The organism is Paenibacillus athensensis, from assembly GCF_004514475.2.
GTDB classification, from domain to species: Bacteria; Bacillota; Bacilli; order Paenibacillales; family NBRC-103111; genus Paenibacillus_AL; species Paenibacillus_AL athensensis.
This window is the reverse complement of record NZ_MYFO02000011.1, coordinates 84,005-103,305: the sequence shown is the minus strand read 5'-3', so window position 1 is coordinate 103,305 and position 19,301 is coordinate 84,005. Positions and strand designations below refer to the sequence as shown.

Here is a 19,301-nt window from a genome sequence, read left to right as displayed (position 1 = left end):
CAATATTTTACAATCTGGTATTATCGTAACTTTTTCCATAGTTTCAGAGTCTAATGTATAGGGTTAATAATTTAACTAGGCTGATAGAGGAGCGTGGAAAAGCAACATGAGTTTATACAAGCAATGGGGCAAAGGTGCGCTGGCTTGCGCACTGGCGTTGCAATTATGGGTATCCTTTCCGATAACGGGCAAAGCTGCCGACTCAACCTTGACGTTAGGCTCGCAGGAAATCATCACGTCGGGAGCTGTGCTGAAACGATATGTGTGGAATACGACCAGAAGCGGTAAAGCGGTAACCGTCAATGCCAATATTGTAGAGGTGGATTTAACGAACCCGAACGTTACGCTGGATGCAATGGCAGGGACAAAAAATCAATTCACCAAAAAGCAAAATGTACTTGGGATGACGAAAGATACAGGGGCGGTAGCCGGTATCAATGCGGATTTCTACAATACGCAGGCTGAAGGCGTGCCTGAAGGGCCGCAGATTACCAGTGGTGAGGTCATGGCCACTCCGCCCAAGATTCCCGGCTTGTATTCTTTTGCGCTAACGAAGGATAATAAACCGATCATCGATACTTTTGATTTTCATGGAACGATAACGGCGAAGGACGGAGCTTCCTTTGAGCTCGGAGGTATCAATAAAACTTATTATTGGTATGACGACGGGACCCCGAGCCATGCAGACGGGTTGTTCATGTATACCGATGCATGGGGCCAAACTTATCGCGCCATTGACGGCGTTAATGTGCCTACTGAAGTCTTGGTGCAAAACGGGATCATCAAGAAAATCGCGATCAACGGCATTATCGACATGATTGCTCCTGCGGACGGCTACATCCTCCGCGGCTCAGGCAAAGCGATGGAGTTTATCGCGGCACATCTAAAAGAAGGCGATCCGATCACAGCCAACTACGATATGCAGGCACACGATCCTTGGAACAGCTATGACTGGACTCAGTTCAAAATGATGATTGGCGGTAACTCCTTGCTGGTGTTTGAAGGACAGCCGAGCAATTTTTCACGAAATATTACTGGTTTTGACGGGTACCGTTATCGTTCGCGAACGGCGATCGGCTACTCTAAAGATGAAAAAAAGGCCTATCTGGTTACTGCGGACAACAGCGGAACAAGCAAGGGGCTGACGATTCCCGAGCTGCAGCAGGTGATGATTCAGGCTGGCGTATGGAAGGGCATGGTGCTGGACGGTGGGGGTTCCACGCAGCTGGTTACGCGGCCGCTTGGGGAATTCGACACCAAGCTGGCGGACAAGCCGGAGAACGGAACGATGCGCAATGTCGTCAACGGTGTCGGGGTATTTTCAACGGCACCTAAAGGAACGGGTGTGAAGGGACTTATCGTCAAAGGGCCTACTATTCTTTTTATCAATGAATCCGGCACTTATCAAGTTAAAGCCTATGACGAATATTACAATCCGCTTGTGACGGATGGCTTGCCTGTGCAATGGACGACGGCTTCCGGGCTGGGCTCAATGAAGGACAATGTATTTACTGCAACGAAACCGGGTAAAGCCCAACTGAACGCAGCATCGGGTCAAGGGACCGCTTCTGCGGAGGTCGAGATTATTGGCCGGAATCAGCTGGCATCTCTAAAAATTAATGCAGGCAACTCGGCAATCACGGCTGGCGGCACTTATAAGCTGTCGATTACGGCGACTACCACAAGCGGTGTGAAACGTGACATTCCGCCGAATCTGGTTCAATGGAGCGTATCTGGTGTACAAGGCGCGGTGAAAGATGGCGTTTTACAGGTTACGGGAGTTTCCGGTACGGATTCCGCCCGGATCACAGCCACCTACGATGGTTATAGCACGATGCAGACGATACCTGTAGGTCAGGAAAAGGTTTGGTATGATCTGGACACAACAGGCTATATGACGACAGCCGATCAGTATCCGGCCGAGGTAGTGGCCAACGTTTCGATTGTCGGGGCAAATAGCGGCAATAAAAGCTTGCAGCTTACTTATGATTTTACGAGGGGAACCGGAACAAAAGCAGCTTATGCCAAGTTCAATGGAGCAAGCGGCGTGCAGATTGAAGGCGAACCGCAATTCATGATGGTCAAGGTGCTTGGTGACGGTAGCATGAACTGGTTCCGGGCCGAATTGCTCGACGGAGACGGTAAAATCCAGCGTGTGGATTTCACGCAAAATATGAATTGGACAGGCTGGCAGAAGCTAAGCGCCGACCTGAGCGGTCTGAAATTCCCGATTACGCTGAAAAGCTTGTATATCACCAATCCTGAGCAGGGGCAGGATGAAAGAGCGCTGAAGGGTCAAATCAGTTTTGACGATGTATCTTTCGTGTATAAAGGTCAACTCGCAGCACTTCCAATGAATAAGGTGAAGCTGACTGTCAATAAGCGTGCCGTGTCTCTGAACAATACGTCGTTGACGCTGGAGCAGGCGCCGGTCATTATTAATGATAATACAATGATTCCGATCCGTTTTGTTACGGAAGCATTGGGCGGAACTGTGAAGTGGGAGGACGCAACGCGGAAGGTAACGATTACTCGCGGGGACAAGATGATCGAGCTATGGATTGACGATCCTGATCTGAATGTGAATGGGGATCGGGTTACGGCTGAGGTGGCGCCGCGGATTATGAACAACTTGTCGATGGTGCCGCTGCGTTTGATTTCCGAAAAGCTCGGATGGAAGGTAGGCTGGGAGCCCAAGGGTCAAATTATCACGCTCGAATAAATAGGGCTATAAGTACAAAACAATTTTGTTGAATTATGTTACAATATAGGGCAGACCAATTTCATTTTCTAAAAGGAGCTTGTGCCACTTGCAGCCGGACGCTCTCGATCGAGTTATTAAAAACGCCATCAACGTCATGGAAAGCAGTAAGTACCAGATTTTCGAGATTGCGGAAACCTCGCGGATCGAAAGGGAATCGTTAACGCGCGAATTGGAAGAAGTGAAAGCCGAAACGAGTGTAACGATCGATCTGGTGGACAAGCTGGAAAAGGACTACAAGCGCTCGCGTATTCGTCTGACAGAGGTCAGCCGGGATTTTAACCGCTACCGGGAAGAGGATATCAAAACGGCCTATGAAGCGGCCATTGCGATGCAGATGCAGCTAACGGTCGCCCGGGAAAAGGAAAACCATTTGAAAGCTCGGCGCAACGATCTGCAGCAACGGATTAAAAACGTCGAGAAGCAGGTAGAGCGCGCTGAAACCATCGTCTCGCAAATGAATGTCGTCTTGGAGTATTTATCAGGAGATTTGAATCAAGTTACACGGATTTTGGAATCCGCAAAGAATAGACAGCTGCTGGGGTTAAAAATCATCTTGGCGCAGGAAGAGGAACGCAAGCGCATCGCCAGGGAAATTCACGACGGGATGGCCCAAACGCTGGCCAATGTCGTGCTTCGCACGGAAATTGCCGAGCGGATGATCGTGAAGGAACAGTTCGGTTCTGTCCGGGAGGAGCTTATTGATCTGAAGGGGCAGGTGCGTAGCGGCTTGGAAGAGGTGCGGAAAATTATTTTCAACCTCCGTCCGATGGCGATTGACGATTTGGGAATCGTTCCGACTCTGCGCAAGTATGTGCAGGATTTCGAGGAGAAACATAAAATTCGCACGCAATTTACCCTTGTTGGCAGAGAGACGCGTTTCCCGTCGGGTCTTGAGATCGCCATGTTCCGTTTGGTGCAGGAGGCGTTCTCCAATGTGCTGAAGCACTCCAAAGCTACTTATGTTTCCGTAGAGTTCACCATAGACCGTGAACAGGTCAAGATTCATTTGGTTGATAACGGGGTCGGTTTTGATGTGGAGCAGACGGAGCAACGTATTACGAAAGGAAACAACTTCGGCCTGCTAGGCATGAGAGAACGCTTGGAGCTGTTGGAAGGCAAGATGGACATTGATTCAGAGAAGGGCTCCGGCACCAAAATTACGATGCATATCCCGATAAGCGGCGCAGAGAACAAGGAGGAAAATTAGATGGATAACGCGGCTACTCTTAAACGCAACGTCCGGATTATTATCGCGGACGATCACCAGCTCTTTCGCGAAGGTGTCAAACGAATCATCAACATGGAAGAGGATATGGAAGTGATCGGGGAATGCGGGGACGGTATCCAGGTCATCGAGCTCTGCAACCAGATTACCCCGGATATTGTGCTGATGGATATCAATATGCCATTGGAGAACGGCGTGGTAGCGACCGAACGCCTGAAACTAATTTTCCCGGATGTGAAAGTCATTATTCTTTCCATTCACGACGATGAGAGCTACGTGTTTGAAACGCTGCGCAAGGGTGCATCGGGTTATTTGCTGAAGGACATGGAAGCAGAATCGCTCATTAATGCGATTCGCTCCGTTGTTGCCGGGCACGCGTACATTCACCCCAAGGTTACCGGCAAGCTGATTAATCAGCTGCGCCGTATGACGTATCTGGACGATGCAGGTGTTGTGGGACCAGGCCAGGGCGTGAAGGACGCGGGCCTCAAGTATATACATAACGCCAACAGTCCGCTGACGAAACGTGAGGCTGAGGTGTTGCGCCTGATGGCTGAAGGCAAAAGCAATAAGCTGATTGGCGAATTCCTTTACATTAGTGAAAAAACAGTCAAAAACCATGTGAGCAGCATCCTGCAAAAGATGGAAGTCGACGACCGCACGCAGGCGGTAATTATCGCGATCAAAAACGGCTGGGTAACGCTCTAGGAACCACTCCCTCCTTTCTTGCATACAATAGGGGCAAGGAGGGAGCCGCGATGTGGATAGGACTGCTATGGATTGTCGGTTGTTACGGCGTTAGCATCGCCCTGCTGCACATCTTGTTCGGCATCCGCAGGAATGTCGCCAAGAAGAGCACGCGAGTCGTGCTGATTACGAAAAACAATCAAAATCACATTGAATGGTATATTCGCTCTTTATTTTTTTTCTCCAATATGCGCGGAAAACCGATTGCCGCTACTGTGCTGGACGAAGGTTCATCCGACGATACGATCAGTATTGTGAGGCGCTTGGCACAAACCCATGAGGTGCGCTTGGAGACTCTAAGCTCGCAAGCAACGTTAGAGAACTGGCTGGAAAAGCACGATAAGGATCCCGTGATTGTCATGCATTTAGGCAATCGCGACGACTTGCAAAAGATCCCCTTGTATCAAGGGTAAACGTTTACAAGAAAAGGTGAGCGATTGATCGTACAATTATATGCGGAAAAGCTGCAATCCGGCTGGTCATGGGACTATTCGCTGGATGTGCAAGTCGACCTTTCATACAGGTTCGAACACAAGGACGCCGACGCCGGCCTCTACGTGCTCGAGCCTTTTGTTTCTTTTGGACAAGCGGAGCGGCTGCTGAAGCGTTTAAATGCCGTGCCGGACTGGGAACAGCGGATCATGCGCACGCAGGAGGCGCAGGAAACGATCAGGCAAGCAGCTTTGGTCTGCGGGATTCCCCAATCAAGGGCCGATGATTTTCGGTTGAAGCAGCGTTGTGCTCTCCCTCAAGCGGAGCTGGGTCTGGATATGAGCACCTATGAGCAGATCTTGCAGGCCTGCCAGGGCCGTTCCTTGCTGGCGGAAGAGCTGTGCTTACTGCTGGAGCACCTGCAGCTCAATTTGAGCGAGGCGCAGCGCCGACGGTATCTGCAGTTAGGGCTGCTCAGGAAGCAGCTGAAGCTGGAGACTGGTTTGCGGACAATGTACACAAGAATTTTTCCTTCGATTTGGCGGAAGGAGGAGAAGCGGATTTGCCGACGCTGCGGCTCCTCGGAGCTGTATATGGCAAATTGTATCGAGTGCGGACAACTGTGTCCTTATTGCGAAGCATGCTTGACGATGGGGCGGGTACGCAGTTGTTCGTTCTTGCTAAGCGGCTATAGCCCCCCGCATGCTGACTTGAATGTAGCGACAGCGGTCAAGCCACCTTCGCCGGAGGCGTGTCTGGACGGCTGGGGACTTAGCCCCGCCCAGTATGCCGCTTCGTCAAGCGGCTTGCATTTTATGGCCACTTTACAAAAACCGATGAATTCCGACAAAGAGCTGGCGGCGAATATGCGGCGCTTCCTCATCTGGGCGGTAACGGGAGCCGGCAAGACGGAGATGATTTTTCCTTTTATCCAGTATGCTATTGCAAGCGGGCAACGAGTACTTGTCGCTACACCGCGCAAGGATGTTGTGCTTGAGCTTCAGCCGCGGCTTGGCAGAGCTTTTGCAGCATATAAAGTGGTGACGCTATACGGGGGCAGTGCAGAACGATGGGAGCGGGGAGATATCACACTGGCTACCACTCATCAGCTGCTGCGGCTGGATGCGGCTTTTGATCTGGTGATTATCGATGAAATCGATGCGTTTCCTTTTCACAACAATCCGATGCTTGAATACGCTGCGGAGCGTGTCTGTAAACCGCAAGCTTGTACCGTTCTGCTTTCGGCTACGCCGCCACGGTCAGTCCGCAGAGCTGCCTGGCTCGGACGCATGGCCCATGCCAAGGTGCCGGTCCGTTATCACCGCAAGCCGCTTCCCGTACCCGGTTTTGTACCCTTCGGCGGGCTGCAGAAAGCGATTGATTCAGGTGGTCTGCCTGCTGTATTGCTGCGAAAATTGCAAGCCTCCTTGCAACGAGGCGCTCAGGTATTTGTTTTTGTGCCGGCGATTCGACTGGTTGATCCGCTGCTCGCTCTCTTGCGGAACTGTAGAGAATTGAGCGATTGGTCGGAAGGGATGGAAGGTACGTCATCCAAGGATGGAGAGCGCGGCGAAAAGGTGATCCGATTTCGCGAGAAGCAGGCGCGACTGCTTGTTACTACGACGATTTTGGAGCGGGGGGTCACGGTGCCGAAGTCGGATGTCTTTATTTTGGATGCAGATTCCGGTCTGTTTGATGAAGCTTCATTGATTCAGATGGCGGGAAGAGCCGGTCGTTCCAAGGATGACCCGGCTGGTATCGTATGCTTTGCAGCAAGGGAGACGACGCGTTCACAGCGGGAAGCGGTCAGACAGATCAAGCAGATGAACCGGATAGCCCGCAGGCACGGATACTTGGAGACGGGGGATGGGGGAGCGTGAAGATGGGCTGGAAAAGCTGGGCAAGCTCAATGCTGGGGAAGCTGTTGCATGTGACCAACCAGGTATGTCTGTTGTGCCGACAGCCATCCGATACACTCGAGTTGGATGGATTATGTACGGCTTGCTATGGGAGGATTCCCTGGATCATGCAAGTGCGATGTGAGGTATGCGGCCGTGCAGAGGCTTGCCCGGATTGTCAGAGGCGCAGGCAGGGCAAGCTGCATTTCGTCTGCAGCCGAAGCGCGGTGAGCTATGATGAGAATATGAAAGCCTTATTGGCCAGATACAAGTATCGGGGAGATGAGCGGCTGGCCGGAGTCATAGGGCAGATGCTTTGTCACGCTTATCGGCTCCATCAGACGGGGAAGGGGAGCAAGGGGGAACATCAGAAAACAATCAAGCTGATCTCCTTTGTGCCCGTCAGTGAGTTGAGATTGGCGGAACGCGGTTTTAACCAAGCCGAGCAGATGGCCGTTGTGTTGGGGAATCGCGAGGGATTGCCTGTTGTGCCATTGCTGCGGCGGGTGAAGCATACGGATAAACAAAGCTTTAAAGGTCGGCACGCACGGATTGGAGATTTGCGGGATGTATTCGAATTGAATGAGCAAGCCGCGGTGAGGCTGATGAGCGATTGCAGTGATCCTGGTGTTTTGACTATTTATTTGGTGGATGATGTATATACAACCGGCAGTACGATGAATCAATGCGCAGGCGTGCTTCAAACGCGATTAAATGCTGTCGTATACGGATTGACGTGGGCCCGATAGGAAGAAAAATCCGCTTTATTTAATAAAAATTTTGTTATGCAAACGCTATCTGATTGCGGTAAACTGGAATTAAGCATAAACGAGAGGGAATACTGACAGGAGGGGTCGCACATGAGTATGAACGTGGCTAACTGTCCGCGTTGCGGACGGATCTTCGTTAAGGGTTTTAATGAGGTTTGTCCGAATTGTATTAAGGAAGTCGACATGCAGTATGAAAAATGCTTAAAATTTCTGCGTGATAATAGAGGGGCAACGATCAATGAATTAAGTGAGGCCACCGAGGTAACGGTACGGCAGATTACGAAGTTTATTCGGGAAGGCCGCATTTCGATCGTTAATGCGCCCAATATGTCGTACCCTTGCGAAGTGTGCGGCGTATCCATTCGCGAGAATACCATTTGTGATTCTTGCCGCAGTAAGCTGGCCAAAGATGTCAGCAACCAGCGCGAAGACGATCAGCGCAAGCAGGAGCAGCAGGCCAAGGATAACAAAATGAGCTTTAATATTCAGGACCGTTTGAAAAATCGACATTAACAAATGGTTCCCAAGAGATATAAAGTTTCATAAGCAAACTGCCGATAATAGTTCTAAAGATTATCGGCTTTTTGTTTTTTATGTAGGAGCCATAGGGGTGATAAAGTATGAAGATCAATGACAGCCAACGAATCGGCGCTGTGAATCCTTATAAAAAGACGACGGACGCTCGCTCGGCGAACGCAGCGGGGCGTAAGGATAAGCCTAAGGATCAGGTTGAGATTTCGCCGGAGGCGAAGGAGCTGCTGGGCGCGCAAGGCGGTGTACGCACGGAGGAGCAGCAGGCTCGTATTCAGGTATTAAAGGAATCGGTCAGCTCGGGAACGTACGTTGTGGATGCAGGTAAAATTGCCGAGAAGCTGCTCCCGTATCTGAAGTAGGACGACAGGTCCCAGAACGATAGGAACAGGTGAGAATACATGTCGACGATACAGGCTCTTCTGGAAACGATGAATCGGCTGCAAACAGCTTATGAAGCTTTGCTGGAGCTGTCTCTGGAGAAGACACAGGTGCTTGTTCGCAATGATGTCGATCAGCTTAATTTCATTGTCAATAAAGAGAATAAGCTGATGCGCGGCATCGTTGAAGCCGATCAGCTGCGCGTTCAGGTCATTAACGAGTATTTGATCGCCAGGGGCTATAACCCGAATCCAAAGATTACAGTTAGCGATTTGGTAAAAATCATATTTAAGGCGGAAGAAAAGCAGTCGCTGGCCGAAGCGCAGCGCAGCTTGCTTGAGATCGTGGCCAGGCTGAAGGAGAGAAATGCGGTCAATCAACAGCTGGTTGAACAGTCGCTTTACTTTATCAATTATTCGCTGGATCTGGTGATCGGGGCGCCGGAGGATGACGTGGTGTATCAGAACCCGCATCAGGCCAAGGGCGGCAACCGGATGGGCATGTTTGATACGAAGGCGTAGCTGAAAGATGTAAGTTCATTAAACACAGAATGGGAGAGGGAAAACCATGAGATCATCTTTTGGCGGGCTTGAGATAGCCAAACGGGGGATTTTTACACAGCAAGCTGCTTTGACAACGGCAGGGCATAACGTGGCGAATGCCAATACGCGAGGATACTCCCGCCAATCGGTCACTATGGTCGCTGCTCGCCCTATCGAGGCTTTGGGACTGCAGCGCTCGACCGTTCCTGGACAGATGGGACAGGGCGTTGAATTTACGGAAGTAAAGCGAATTCGTGAGAGCTTCCTGGACAAACAATTTGCCAACGAGAACAAGAGCTTGGGCGAATGGACCGTCCGTCAGGATACGCTTGAGAAGCTTGAGGCGATTATTAACGAGCCCTCCGATACGGGGATGCGTCAAGTTCTCGATAACTTCTGGAATTCTTGGCAGGAGCTCAGCAAGCAACCGGATAATTTGGAGACGCGAGCTGTCGTCAAAGAAAGCGCGTTGGCGGTAACTGATGCGTTTAACCATGCAGCCAAGCAGTTAAATGATCTGGCATCGGACTTGAATGACAGCATCGACGTAAAGGTGTCGGAGGTCAACTCGACTCTGAAGCAAATCGCCAGTTTGAATAATGAAATTTTCCGTGTTGAGGGCCTTGGCAACAATGCTAACGATTTGCGCGACCAGCGCGATGTGCTGATTGATGATCTTTCCAAGGTGATTAATCTCACCGTCCAGGAAGAGCCTAACGGCTATCATGTGCGTATGGGTGGAATGGATCTCGTTGTCGGTGCGACGGCAACAAGCTTTACAGAGGATGTAGCTAGAGGAGCTTATCCAACCGATTTGAACAGTGGTGAACTGAGCGGGCTTATTCTTTCCAATGATAAGTATGTAACTGAATATAAAAACCAGTTGAACTCGATGGTGTCAACGCTCGTTGGTGCTGTAAACGATATGCACAAGCAAGGTTACACCTTGCAGTCACCGCCTACGAACGGTGGAGATTTCTTTGTGCCGATTACCGATTTCAGCAAAGCGGCTGAAACGATGGCTGTGAGCACGAATATTACCAATAACGTGGAGAACATTGCTGCTTCCATGAAAACCTATACGGACCCCACTGATGGAGTCGTGAAGGTTGTGAAAGGTAATAATGAGCTGGCGCTCAAAATTGCGGATATCAAGAATCAGAAATATAGTTTCGACGGTTCGGGTGTCGAAAAAGTGATTCTGAATGGAGGGACCTTCGACGAATTCCTGCGCGCCGTTGTTTCCGAAATCGGAGTGCAGACGCAGGAAGCGACTCGGCAAACGCAAAATCAGCAAATTCTCGTGGATCAGGTAGATGCCCGTCGTCAATCGACAAGCGGCGTTTCTTTGGACGAAGAAATGGCGGATATGATCAAATATCAGCATGCTTACAACGCCGCGGCGCGAGCGTTGACTACTTTTGACGAAATGCTTGACAAGGTCATTAATTCGATGGGTACGGTAGGCCGCTAGTAGTCGATTGTTAAAAATGAAGTCTATGGGGTGAATGAAATGTCAAATCGTGTTACGCAGGGTATGCTGAATACGCAGTTGCTGCGGAATTTGAATGCGAATCTGACACGAATGAATACGAATCAGGATCAGCTTTCTACGGGACGCCGCATTAACAAGCCTTCCGACGATCCGGTCGGCATCAGCTTTGCGATGCGTTATCGCAGCGAACTAGCGGCGAACGATCAGTATCAACGCAACGTCGATGCGACGGTTTCTTTTTTGGATTACACCGACACTATGCTCGACCAAATGGGTCAAGTCATGCAGCGTGCACGGGAGCTGGCAGTTGAAGGCGCGAACGGTACAAATTCGGAGGAATCGCTTAATGCGATGAAGACCGAAATTGATCAATTGTACAATCAGTTGACTAATATTGGCAACAGTAAATTCAACGGCAAGTACGTATTTAACGGCCAAGTAACGGATCAGGCTCCTTTTCCAAATCCGGATGATGCGGCGAACGCTGTGACGGACAATGGAGAGATCAAGTTTGAAATCGGCGCAGGCGTGCAGATTGCGATGAATAAGACAGCAACCGATATTTTTGGCGCTTCCGGCAATCAGGACAATGCCTTTCAAATTTTAAAGGATCTGTCGGCTTCTCTTGGTTCGGGTAATCAGACGGGCATTCAGAAGTCGATCGAACTGATGGATAAACGTTTGTTTAACCTGCTAGCAGCTCGTTCCGATGTTGGAGCCAAGACGAACCGAATTCAGCTTGCGGAGGATCGCCTGAAGGATATCAGCATCAACCTGCAAAGCTTGCAATCGAAGACGGAAGATGCCGATATGTCTTTGGTTATTACGAATTTGAAGATGGACGAAAACGTCTATCAGGCGTCGTTATCGGCCGGATCGAAGCTGATTCAGCCAAGTCTGGTGGATTTTTTACGATAAGATTAGGAGGCGGTTGACTTGCCAAGTATTCCTCAAATTCAAATACGACAGCAACCCGCCCTTCTTGGTATTGACGCCGATCTCGGTACGCAGGATATCAAGCAGCCAAGACCTACTTATGAGATGGAAAACCCAGCTGCTAGGCTGGAGATTCGCCAACCGCGCGGCGATTTGGAGATTGACCAAAGCCGGGCGTGGGATGCCTTGGGTCAGGGACCGATCCTGCAGGCGATGAATCGAATTTATTCGCAGGCCCATAACGTCGCGATGCAGGGGATTGCCCGTATTGTAGAAAACGGCAATCGTTTGGCGGCTATTAATATTAAGGGTGCGAACCCAATCGCCGATATTGCGGAACAACTGCAATTTGAGCATCCGGAGTTTGACTACTATGGGGAAGCCTCGTACGATAATGTGGATATAACGTATACGCCGCATAAGCCAGAAATTGACGTAACCCCTAATAAAGTGAATGTTAACGCCAGAGTCAATCCTCCGGAAGTCAATTACAACCGAGGTAAGCTGGATATTTATATGCAGCAGTATCCGAAGGTAGAAATAAGTGTTCCGCAAATTGATTTAAAACTGTAAAGCGGTATAATCGAGCTATAGATGATTCTATAGCTTTTTATTATTTTACCATTTGAACCTGTAAGGAGAAGCGGGCTAATGAAGATAAACACGCTGTTTTTTGGTGAGTTGGAAGTGGAGGAGCAGGACATCTTTACCTTTTCGCAGGGGGTTCCGGGCTTTGAGGGATTAACTCGCTATGTATTGGTCCATCCAGAAGAGAGTGCGCCTTTTTCGTACATTCAGTCTCTAGACGAAGCGGGACTATCTTTCCTGATAGGCAACCCATTCTCCTTCTTTGATGAATATGATTTTACATTGTCTGAAGCTGTTCAGTTGGAGTTGCAAATCGAAAGTCCCGATGATGTAGCCGTCTGGTCCGTCATGACCGTCAATGAAGATTGTACGGCGATGACGGTCAACCTGCTGGCGCCGATTATTTTAAATACCAAAGCGCGGATGGGTAAACAGATCATTCTGCACGACTCGACGTACAGAACGAAACATGAACTCGTTTTATCCCCGGCGGACGAAGCGACGAGCGAAGTGGAGGGGTGAGAGGATGCTGGTTCTGGCGCGCAAAAAAGGCGAAGCAATTATGATCGGCGACCATATTGAATTGGTCGTGCTGGGCACGGAAGGGGATACGGTGCGGATTGGCATCAATGCACCCAAGCATATCGAAGTATACCGCAAGGAAATTTACCAGAACATTCAGGAATCAAACAAAGAAGCCTCTAGCCATACAGTCAGTCCGATTAATGTCGGGAAGCTTTTTCATAAAAAATAATAGGTGTGATGGGGTGCATTGTCGGCTGAGAAGCTGACATTTTTTTTTGCATTCGCTATAAACTTTTCCTCCGGGGAATTCGATATATATAACAACGGCGCTTTTGGCAGGGCGGCCGACCTGCCGAATAGCCTACTAAACACCCGCATGGACGCGGGTGAAACGTACCTTCAAGGAGGAAGAAAACAATGAGAATTAATCACAACATTGCAGCAGCAAACACGCACCGTCAATTGACAGGTAACACTGCAGCAGCAAGCAAATCCCTGGAAAAATTGTCTTCCGGTCTTCGCATCAACCGCGCTGGCGACGACGCTGCCGGCCTCGCGATTTCCGAGAAAATGAGAGCGCAGATCCGCGGTCTCGACATGGCTGCGAAAAACGCCCAGGACGGTATCTCCCTGATTCAAACGGCTGAGGGTGCGTTGAACGAAACTCACTCCATCCTTCAACGTATGCGCGAACTGGCTGACCAATCCGCAAACGGAACGAACACAGCCGATGACCGTGCAGCTCTGCAAGAAGAAGTTAAACAGCTGAAAGACGAGATCGACCGCATCGGTAACACAACTGAGTTCAACACTCAGAAGTTGCTGAATGGTAACTTGAAATCGGCTGGTGGCGTTAACGTTGCTGTTGATACAACAACTGGCGCTACTGTTGCGAAGTTGACCGGCGGTACTATTACTGGTTCCGGTACGATGGCTTCTGGCGTTCCTTCCGGCGGCGATTTCGTAAAAGAAACCATTAAAATTGATGGTGCCGATATCGACGTCAATTGGCAGAATCTCACAACAGAACAGAAAAACACTTTAAAAGGTATCTCGACTGATACTACAACACAAAATAAAGCGAAGGACTTGATCGTTGATACTATCAATGCGGCCATCGACGCTTCCGGCAAAAACGTTGCTCATATCACTGGTTACGTAGATTCGAGTGGCAAGCTTGTGTTGGAAAGTGGTACTAAGGGTACTGATTCTAAAATCTCTGTTGGTACAGGCGTGCTGGGCGGCAAAATTATGGGCGCAGCTGGTGGTACTGCAGCGAATGGAACTACGAACTACAATGGTACTACTGTAGCAGCGGCTACGAAAGCCGATATGAAAGTCAATGGCATTTTGATGGAGGTTACTCTTTCGGGTATTGCCAATGGCGCAACTATGGCAAGTGGCGCAACGATGTTGCAAAATGCTATTAATGCTGCGATCACTGCATACAACGGAACTACAGGCAAAACTTCCGGTCAAGCAGGTTATGTAACACAAGCTCAGGTTAATGTTAGCGCTGACGGAAGATTTGTTATTACGAACGAAAACGGCCCAATTGAGCTTAGCGATCGGGTTGGCCAAACAGCCATTCAAGACCTTGGTCTTTCTAAAGCTCAAACTGAAGCAACAAGTGGTGGTGGCGTAACGTTCCAAATCGGTGCGAACCGTGGTCAAACGATCAGCTTTGGTATTGGCGACATGAGAACGGCTGCTCTGGGTTTGTCTGCTGTTGACGTATCTTCGGCAAGCAGTGCTTCCCAAGCTCTGACTTCCCTTGACTCCGCGATCAAAAACGTTTCTGCACAACGTTCTAAAATGGGTGCTGTGCAAAACCGTTTGGAGCACACAATCAACAACTTGCAAACAGCTTCCGAGAACCTGACGTCTGCTGAATCCCGTATTCGTGACGTAGACATGGCGAAAGAAATGATGGACTTCACGAAGAACAACATTCTTTCCCAAGCTGCTCAAGCGATGCTGGCTCAAGCGAACCAACAACCTCAAGGCGTTCTTCAGCTTTTGAGATAATAATTGCCTTACAAATGAATATTTGCGTTTTAAGCAAAAGACTGCCGAGTATATGCGGCAGTCTTTTGCTTTATGAAAACCATAATAATTCTATTCTTGACTTGGTTTCATGACTGAATTTGTAATGATTGGGAATGCTAAATATGGTTTAATATTCGAGTTTGCCTTACGCGGATTTATAAAACAATTTAGGATTTAATAAAGATTTTTCATGAATCAACCGATATAAAGATATAAGGATGTTCCAGAGAAATGGGGTCGCTAAATATCATGAAAATTTATATGCTTGATGAAGTTTTGCAGTTTGCTAACGAATTGAATGAAATTGAGACTATTATTCATAAAATCAATGAGTTGGCTAAGCGATCTAATGTTATTATTCAACACATTACGGTGAATGGAGAACCACTTGAAGAGGATTTCTATGGATATTTGACAGAACATATGGCTCAAATAGAGGAAATTCGAGTAGAAACAATTGCCGAACGCGAGCATATTGATCAATTGATCGTTAGATCGACTGAATATCTAGGCAGAGCGCTGCCCGAACTCGATGCTTTCACGAATCGCATATACCAAGGATTTAGTGATGAAGTATGGAGTACATTTCATTCTTTTATAGAAGGTTTGGAGTATATCATTATAACGTTGGAGAGCATACGTTCTGCTCGAAGCCCATATATGAGCTTTAGCTCTTCAGAAGTATACCTTCAGCAAATACATGCCAGTTTACAGCAGCTAATGGAAGCTTCTACAGATAAGGACAATTCACTTATTGCAGACCTTATTCATTACGAATTTAAACCGCTACTAGCTGATCTGCACCACGAGCTTGGAGAAACTCTTGATTGTGAGGTTAAGCGTGATGATCTTCAATGAGAACATGCAGCTATGTAAGGAGAAGTACAAGAATGTTTGGACTTACATGGATAGTAACGCTGCTTCACTCGCGAAGGAATCTGTCGAAGTTAAGCTGGCAAAAAATTCGCTACCCAATATTTCATTAGAATTAAACGATAAAACGGTATATTTGCATAGTCAGTACGATCCGCAGAATGAAGCGCAGAAATGGATAGAGCCTTACTTGGAATCCGTCAAATCAACTAAGCATGTATTTTTTTTCGGCGCAGGGATGGGCTACCATATTCAACTGCTGATGAGCAAATATCCGGCTGTGAATTATACCATCTATGAACCATTGCCGGCCGTACTTTTCCAATTATTGAAGACAAAGCATATTAGCGTTTTTCCGTTAAAGCGATTGATGAACATCTTTGTAGGGGGTTCTGTCGATTTTTATATTCGCCACGTCCTTGATAACTTCTCTACTGATGTTCTGGTGATCGTTAACCCGGCTTACGAACGGATTTTTCCGGATATGACTAGGGAGTTTATGGCTTTGTTCAAGAAATATGTCAAACATAAGTTAATGAACTTACAAACCAACGTAGGCTACCAACAAATCTGGACCTACAATGTAGAGTGTAATTTTTTAAAAATTCTAAAATCCCAAAATATGATTAGCAGCAAAAAACAGATATTTAAAGACAAGCCCTTTGTCATCGTCGCAGCGGGTCCATCACTTGAGGATGAGTATGTACATTTGAAAAAAATTAAAGACGACGGGCTTGCCTATATATTTGCTGTTGGTTCGGCTAATAAAGCGCTTTTGGCAAATGACATCATGCCCGATGCTGTAGTATCGTATGACCCGAACTATGGCAATTTCGAAGTTTTCAAGGAAGTATTTGAGCAAAAAATTCCGCTGCCTATTGTTTTTGGATCAACCGTCGGGCTTAAAACTTTGGAAGACTATCCTGGTCCGATGCTTCATATGTTCATGAATCAGGATCATCTTTCTCCATATTTTTTAGAGGGCGATAATTTTAACAAAGAGGACGTAATTACCGACGCTGCTTCCGTAGCTGTAGTGGCTTTACAATTGGTCAGCAAGCTTGGTGCAGAATTGATCGTCTTGGTTGGGCAGAACTTTTCTTATAGAAACCATCAGTATTACGCCAACGGTGTGAAGTACAATCAACGCCCTACTTATCTAAAGGATGCAGAACTAAGTACGCTTATTGAGGTGGAGGATGTAGACGGTGGCGTGGTGTTTACTCAGGAGGCCCATAATGTAAGCAGAAGACAAATGGAGCAGATCATCGCTACTATACCGCAAACAACCATCTTGAACACAACTCGTGGCGGAGCGCGAATTGCTGGAGCCCCTTTTGAAACTTTGGCGAATATTATTCGGAACAGACTGACCCGAAAGGATATTGTGAATCGAACCTGGTACGAAGGCGAACCTACGGAATACGATTATAAAAGCCTTAGTGCAAAGATGGAAGAGATGAAGAAGCACCACGACGCACTGGATGACTTGATTTTACAAATTGCCAAGACGTTGAAGAAGCTGGAGGCTGCGGCCGTTGGGAAGCAGGCAAAGAAAACATCTACTTTACTTGATCAGATCGGTAAACTCAATAGGAGTCTCTATGCTAATTTGTATTATTTGATATTCTTAGAGCCTATGGTCAAAGTCCAATACGATTTTTTCCAAAAGGCGATTTTGGAAATAAACTCAATTCCGAATATTATTGAAAAAGCGCGTGCCGTTATTAAACCATTTGGAGCATTTGTATTGGACTGTCAGAAGGTGATGCAGGAAAACGAGCCCTTCTATCAGCTGATCATGAATAATATCCAGACGTTCACAGCAGGCAAGCTTAATGACCATACGGAGGGAGGCATCCAGTATGAACACGCAGCAGATTGATTTTTGGAAGGGCAAGTTCGGAGCCGACTATACGGATCGAAATACGTTCTCCGTCGAGGAGTTGGATCGGATTTATGCAGACCAGTACGGTATTACCAGAACGGACATGAATACTGCGTTTATTAAAGAGTTTACGACAAGCCGGGTACTGGAAGTGGGTTGCAATGTAGGGAATATTTTGCTAAATCTGCAGTCTATAGGCTTCGATAAATTGTATGGGGTTGAGTTGCAACATTATGCAGTAAAACGGGCCAAAACACGTACCACTGGGATCAATATTATCCAGGGATCGGCGTTTGATCTGCCGTTTAAGGATGGCTACTTCGATATGGTCTATACGAGCGGCGTGTTGATTCACATTGCCCCCAAGGATATTGGCAAAGTAATGGACGAGATGTATCGAGTTAGTAGTCGCTATATTTGGGGATTTGAATACTATGCGGATCAATATACGGAGATTGATTATCACGGTAACGGAGACAAGCTATGGAAAGCCAATTTTGCGGGTATGTTATTAGAGCGTTTTAGCGATCTGCGTCTTGTGAAGGAAATGAAGCATCGGTATTTGAAAAACGTAAATAATGTGGATCAAATGTACCTGTTAGAGAAAAAGTAGCTCGCAATGTAATGATACGGGGAGCGTTAAGAATGCTACACTCACTGATTATCGGTCTTGGACAAATTGGGCTGTTGTATGATCTGGACCCATTAAGACACAAGCCTTCTAGCCATACGACTGCCTACCTAGACAGTGAGCGGTTCCGTCTGGTGGCCGCCGCGGACATACACCAAGGAAGAGAATCCCTACTTCGGGGCTTTGACGATTCCGTGAGGTTTTACACTCAAGTGACAGCTATGCTTCAAGATCATGCTGCCGAAGTGATCAGCATTTGCACACCACCGGACAATCATCTTGCGTTGATCCGCGAGATAATATCTACGACGTCAACCAAGCTGATTTTTTGTGAAAAGCCGGTAGTTGCGAATCTGGACGAAGCCCGCAGTTTACACGAACTGATGCAGACAACGGGGTGCATGCTTATACCCAACTTGTCGCGTCGCTGGAATAAGGGTATGCAGCGAATATACGAGGCGTTGCGGCAAGGCGCTTACGGAGAATTGCAGCGAATTCATCTGAGGTATACAAGAGGTATTTATAATACAGGCTCCCATATTTTTGATTTGGTCAGTTGGTTTGCAGGTCGTTTGCAAAGTGTCTTGGTGATCGACCAAGTGCCGACTTCGGCAGATCATGAGGGGGACTCATCGTTCACGTTGCATTTTACCACGGAACGTCAAGTTAGCGGGTACGCAGAGGCTTTTGACGACCGATATTACTACATGTTTGAAATGGATTTATATTTGACCAGAGGCAAGATTACAATCTTGGAAAGCGGCAATAAAGTTCGTTATGAGAGGGTCGGTGAGCACCAATTGTTTTCGGGTTTTCAAAGCTTGCATCTGGATAAGTTTGATGACAATCTGCTGCACGATTCAACGTTGAAGCATGCTATGGAACATATCGCCGATGTGGTCGATGGCAAACAGCAGCCGGTCTGTACGTTAAAGGACGGGCTGCATCCGATCTTTATTGCTGAAGCGGTTCAGCGATCCTATTTATCTCGGCAATGGGAACCTGTGAAACCTTTATAATATCAGA

Annotated in this window: 19 protein-coding genes; all 19 read left to right on the top strand. The window is 47.9% G+C overall.

All coding sequences use genetic code 11. The features are described 5' to 3' along the window. Positions 1-106 precede the first annotated feature (106 nt). On the top strand, positions 107-2,722 hold the full coding sequence (locus tag B5M42_RS18795) for a stalk domain-containing protein (RefSeq protein WP_134751695.1): 2,616 nt from the start codon (positions 107-109) through the stop codon (positions 2,720-2,722). 88 nt (positions 2,723-2,810) lie between these two features. Further along, positions 2,811-3,971 carry a sensor histidine kinase gene (locus B5M42_RS18790; protein WP_134751697.1) on the top strand — a complete coding sequence of 387 codons (1,161 nt, stop codon included), beginning with the start codon at positions 2,811-2,813 and terminating at the stop codon, positions 3,969-3,971. Continuing rightward, entirely contained in the window at positions 3,972-4,697 is a 726-nt protein-coding gene (locus B5M42_RS18785) for a response regulator (protein ID WP_134751699.1), read from the top strand. It begins immediately after the preceding gene. A gap of 50 nt (positions 4,698-4,747) precedes the next feature. Beyond that, positions 4,748-5,149, top strand: a complete 402-nt coding sequence (locus B5M42_RS18780) for a glycosyltransferase family protein (protein ID WP_134751701.1) — start codon at positions 4,748-4,750, stop codon at positions 5,147-5,149. A 24-nt stretch (positions 5,150-5,173) separates the two neighbouring features. Further along, positions 5,174-7,048, top strand: coding sequence for a DEAD/DEAH box helicase (locus B5M42_RS18775; RefSeq protein ID WP_134751703.1), 1,875 nt, complete (start codon positions 5,174-5,176; stop codon positions 7,046-7,048). 245 nt (positions 7,049-7,293) lie between these two features. Next, on the top strand, positions 7,294-7,815 hold the full coding sequence (locus B5M42_RS18770) for a ComF family protein (protein WP_167689775.1): 522 nt from the start codon (positions 7,294-7,296) through the stop codon (positions 7,813-7,815). Between the two features lie 117 nt (positions 7,816-7,932). Beyond that, positions 7,933-8,349 (top strand): TIGR03826 family flagellar region protein, encoded by a 417-nt coding sequence (locus B5M42_RS18765; RefSeq protein WP_134751886.1) that lies wholly within the window; start codon positions 7,933-7,935, stop codon positions 8,347-8,349. Between the two features lie 107 nt (positions 8,350-8,456). Continuing rightward, positions 8,457-8,729: a flagellar biosynthesis anti-sigma factor FlgM gene (flgM, locus tag B5M42_RS18760; RefSeq protein ID WP_134751708.1), complete on the top strand. Its 273-nt coding sequence runs from the start codon at positions 8,457-8,459 to the stop codon at positions 8,727-8,729. A 39-nt stretch (positions 8,730-8,768) separates the two neighbouring features. Then, positions 8,769-9,269: a flagellar protein FlgN gene (locus B5M42_RS18755; protein ID WP_134751710.1), complete on the top strand. Its 501-nt coding sequence runs from the start codon at positions 8,769-8,771 to the stop codon at positions 9,267-9,269. A 46-nt stretch (positions 9,270-9,315) separates the two neighbouring features. Then, on the top strand, positions 9,316-10,764 hold the full coding sequence (gene flgK / locus B5M42_RS18750; protein ID WP_134751712.1) for a flagellar hook-associated protein FlgK: 1,449 nt from the start codon (positions 9,316-9,318) through the stop codon (positions 10,762-10,764). Positions 10,765-10,803: 39 nt separating this feature from the next. Next, positions 10,804-11,703, top strand: a complete 900-nt coding sequence (gene flgL, locus B5M42_RS18745; RefSeq protein ID WP_134751714.1) for a flagellar hook-associated protein FlgL — start codon at positions 10,804-10,806, stop codon at positions 11,701-11,703. Positions 11,704-11,721: 18 nt separating this feature from the next. Beyond that, a complete protein-coding gene (locus B5M42_RS18740; RefSeq protein WP_134751716.1) occupies positions 11,722-12,294 on the top strand; it encodes a DUF6470 family protein in 573 nt (190 codons plus the stop codon). A 78-nt stretch (positions 12,295-12,372) separates the two neighbouring features. Further along, entirely contained in the window at positions 12,373-12,831 is a 459-nt protein-coding gene (gene fliW, locus B5M42_RS18735; RefSeq protein ID WP_134751718.1) for a flagellar assembly protein FliW, read from the top strand. A gap of 4 nt (positions 12,832-12,835) precedes the next feature. Continuing rightward, on the top strand, positions 12,836-13,063 hold the full coding sequence (gene csrA, locus B5M42_RS18730) for a carbon storage regulator CsrA (RefSeq protein WP_134751720.1): 228 nt from the start codon (positions 12,836-12,838) through the stop codon (positions 13,061-13,063). A gap of 188 nt (positions 13,064-13,251) precedes the next feature. Further along, positions 13,252-14,862 carry a flagellin N-terminal helical domain-containing protein gene (locus B5M42_RS25615; protein ID WP_134751722.1) on the top strand — a complete coding sequence of 537 codons (1,611 nt, stop codon included), beginning with the start codon at positions 13,252-13,254 and terminating at the stop codon, positions 14,860-14,862. A 270-nt stretch (positions 14,863-15,132) separates the two neighbouring features. Further along, complete coding sequence (locus B5M42_RS18715; protein ID WP_134751724.1) at positions 15,133-15,741, top strand: hypothetical protein; 609 nt, start codon at positions 15,133-15,135, stop codon at positions 15,739-15,741. Further along, positions 15,728-17,641 (top strand): motility associated factor glycosyltransferase family protein, encoded by a 1,914-nt coding sequence (locus B5M42_RS18710; protein ID WP_134751726.1) that lies wholly within the window; start codon positions 15,728-15,730, stop codon positions 17,639-17,641. Before B5M42_RS18715 ends, B5M42_RS18710 begins: the two co-directional genes overlap by 14 nt. Beyond that, the gene (locus tag B5M42_RS18705) at positions 17,622-18,257 is read left to right on the top strand and encodes a pseudaminic acid biosynthesis-associated methylase (protein WP_134751729.1); all 636 of its coding nucleotides are present in this window, start codon (positions 17,622-17,624) and stop codon (positions 18,255-18,257) included. The genes B5M42_RS18710 and B5M42_RS18705 overlap by 20 nt, the downstream gene beginning before the upstream one ends. Before the next feature lie 32 nt (positions 18,258-18,289). Continuing rightward, positions 18,290-19,294, top strand: coding sequence for a Gfo/Idh/MocA family protein (locus B5M42_RS18700; protein ID WP_167689777.1), 1,005 nt, complete (start codon positions 18,290-18,292; stop codon positions 19,292-19,294). Positions 19,295-19,301 lie beyond the last annotated feature (7 nt).

Excerpts from the sequence above, each read along its gene's own strand:
- B5M42_RS18795 (WP_134751695.1), top strand. The coding sequence starts at position 107 with ATGAGTTTATACAAGCAATGGGGCAAAGGTGCGCTGGCTTGCGCACTG.
- B5M42_RS18785 (WP_134751699.1), top strand. The coding sequence starts at position 3,972 with ATGGATAACGCGGCTACTCTTAAACGCAACGTCCGGATTATTATCGCG.
- B5M42_RS18780 (WP_134751701.1), top strand. The coding sequence starts at position 4,748 with ATGTGGATAGGACTGCTATGGATTGTCGGTTGTTACGGCGTTAGCATC.
- B5M42_RS18765 (WP_134751886.1), top strand. The coding sequence starts at position 7,933 with ATGAACGTGGCTAACTGTCCGCGTTGCGGACGGATCTTCGTTAAGGGT.
- flgM (WP_134751708.1), top strand. The coding sequence starts at position 8,457 with ATGAAGATCAATGACAGCCAACGAATCGGCGCTGTGAATCCTTATAAA.
- B5M42_RS18755 (WP_134751710.1), top strand. The coding sequence starts at position 8,769 with ATGTCGACGATACAGGCTCTTCTGGAAACGATGAATCGGCTGCAAACA.
- flgK (WP_134751712.1), top strand. The coding sequence starts at position 9,316 with ATGAGATCATCTTTTGGCGGGCTTGAGATAGCCAAACGGGGGATTTTT.
- flgL (WP_134751714.1), top strand. The coding sequence starts at position 10,804 with ATGTCAAATCGTGTTACGCAGGGTATGCTGAATACGCAGTTGCTGCGG.
- fliW (WP_134751718.1), top strand. The coding sequence starts at position 12,373 with ATGAAGATAAACACGCTGTTTTTTGGTGAGTTGGAAGTGGAGGAGCAG.
- csrA (WP_134751720.1), top strand. The coding sequence starts at position 12,836 with ATGCTGGTTCTGGCGCGCAAAAAAGGCGAAGCAATTATGATCGGCGAC.
- B5M42_RS25615 (WP_134751722.1), top strand. The coding sequence starts at position 13,252 with ATGAGAATTAATCACAACATTGCAGCAGCAAACACGCACCGTCAATTG.
- B5M42_RS18715 (WP_134751724.1), top strand. The coding sequence starts at position 15,133 with ATGAAAATTTATATGCTTGATGAAGTTTTGCAGTTTGCTAACGAATTG.
- B5M42_RS18710 (WP_134751726.1), top strand. The coding sequence starts at position 15,728 with ATGATCTTCAATGAGAACATGCAGCTATGTAAGGAGAAGTACAAGAAT.
- B5M42_RS18705 (WP_134751729.1), top strand. The coding sequence starts at position 17,622 with ATGAACACGCAGCAGATTGATTTTTGGAAGGGCAAGTTCGGAGCCGAC.
- B5M42_RS18700 (WP_167689777.1), top strand. The coding sequence starts at position 18,290 with ATGCTACACTCACTGATTATCGGTCTTGGACAAATTGGGCTGTTGTAT.